This is a genomic window from Saccharothrix sp. NRRL B-16348 (assembly GCF_001280085.1).
Lineage (GTDB): Bacteria > Actinomycetota > Actinomycetes > Mycobacteriales > Pseudonocardiaceae > Actinosynnema.
Genome location: NZ_LGED01000049.1, coordinates 1 through 2,078, shown reverse-complemented (window position 1 = coordinate 2,078; position 2,078 = coordinate 1). Strand labels below are relative to the sequence as shown.

The 2,078-nt window shown below is 63.4% G+C and carries 1 protein-coding gene; it reads right to left on the bottom strand.

Annotated elements, in window-relative coordinates; translation table 11 throughout:
• On the bottom strand, positions 1 to 355 hold a 355-nt coding region (locus ADK67_RS08080; protein ID WP_157620004.1), incomplete at its 3' end, for a hypothetical protein.
• Positions 356 to 2,078 lie beyond the last annotated feature (1,723 nt).

The window sequence follows — 2,078 nt, the reverse complement described above, 5'->3', positions numbered from 1 at the left end:
ACTCGTACCGGCGGTCGCCGTCGTAGAGCGACTGGTTGGCGTTGGTGGCCAAGACGACCGGCTCGTTGCCCTCGTTGACGACCTTGATCCGTACGGTGACCCACTTGCCGTTGCTTGCCGGGATGGTGGGCGGACAGAACTCGCTGTCGGTGGGCAACTCGGCGGACTCGCTGACCTCCAGCACCGTGAACGCGATCTCGGAGTAGTAGTGGTGGCCGGTGTCGCGACGCGACTCGCCGAGCCTGGCGGGTTCGATAGTTCGGGTATCCGGCACGGTGGTCTGCACGTCCTCGACCTGCGGGTTGCTCTCGGTCCGGAGGGAGCTTCCGCACCCGACCAGCACTGCGAGACTCAAGGCGATGATGGTTTTCATATTCGTGCAGCCTTGCTGGATTGTTTTCGAGTCCTTTAGTTTACCGAGGTCTCGGCATCGGCGCAGGAGGGAACTGACACGCTGTACGCAACGGGTGTAGACATCGTCGCTCGTTGGGCCTACTGGCCGGACGCTGCTGTACAGCAGCGAAGTACAGCAGTCGCGTCGATCGAAGGCGACCACGAAGGACCTGCACCGACTGTCTGACGCCGGCAAAGTCCGTAGATGACCTTCCCGCCCGTAGTTCGTCATTGCATCGGGCGGCAGCTGGGAGAGCTCCGGCGAACACGTGGGAGCGGACTGTGGGAGCAGATTGGGAGCCGTATGACGCGTTCAACGGCGTTGAATCGCATTCAACGGCTCCCAATGGTCGCGTTTTCCTGCGCAAATCCTATCTCTGCTGGTAGAGGCGTTGTATCGGCTTCGTTCACACCGAAGAGGTCACTGGTTCGATCCCAGTATCGCCCACAGTGTGTTTGTGCAGGTCACTGGCCCGCAGGCGGATCATCGTCTGCGGGCCAGTGATCGTTCCGGGGAGCGGTTTGGGAGCAGGCCTCCTTTCGGGGCCGCCGCATTTGTGGTCGGATTCATCTGTCTCCGGTGATAAAACTGCTGGTCGCGCATGTCTGGCCCTGATCAACATCCCAAGTGTCGTAGTGAACACTTCGTGCCGCACCGAAGAGGTCGTGGGTGCGGTTGATTGCCGTTCGGGTCGGTTGAGGGCTTGTGCGACGTCTCTCCGGGGGCGGGTAGGGGTGTTCGCCGCGTGTCGATCCACTTCCTTGTGGCCCGTGCTGGCGTCGTCGCGGGGTTGCTGCCCGGTGTCACAGGTCGGTGATCGAGCGGCGACCAGGGGAGTCGACGCACCAGTGGTGCGATCACTACGTGATCGGTTTGGTCCGCGGGCGTGGGCTGGTCCGGTACGTCACGGCGACCTCGTGCCGCAGCTCCGGCCATTCAGTCATGTTCCTTTGGTTCATGGTGCACGATCACCCCGGCGTGGCGCCCAGTGCAGAGTTCTGAAGCCTCACAGACTGGCGGGGTTTCCCTCCACGGGCCAGCGCTTGGGCGAGCCGCCGAGGGTCGCACGCGACAGCCTCGTCTCCTGGTACGTGTGGTCGAGCAGGCCGTTGGGTGAGGTGACCGAGGCGTTGTCGGCGGTGGGCCTGTTGTGCGGTGTGGGCGAGGCGGGAACCGGTGGTAGTTCACGAGTTCGGAGTGAATGTCGAGCGCGTAGGAACCGGGGTGTGACCAACCGTCCAGCCATACGCCCTCTCCGCTGATGAAGGTGAAGGCCATGCGTATGTTTGGCGTAGCTGCCGATGGTGGATTCGGGGTTGGTCGCCTGTCTGCGTTCTGGGGCGTCGGGTGACCACAGGCAGTCGGTCAGCTTGTCGATGCTGATCGGCGTGTCTGGTCGCAGCGCCAGCGTGGCGAGCGGGCACGGGTTGGGCTTCTCGTGGCCAGCTTGTGTCCGCCCTGGGCGCTGTGAATCGCAGCCCCGCCCAACATTCGGATCTCCACTCCCGCTCTTCCCTGTAGTCCCGTCTTGGCCGCAGGCCGGCGCCAGTGCTGCGGGCCAGCTGTGGTACGGCGGACACGAGACCGGGACTTGACCCTGGATGTTGGACACGGGGTTATGCGGCTGAGGTCAGCGTAACCGGTGTTGGTAGCAGGCTGTTCTCGTAGTCGATCGGGGACATCT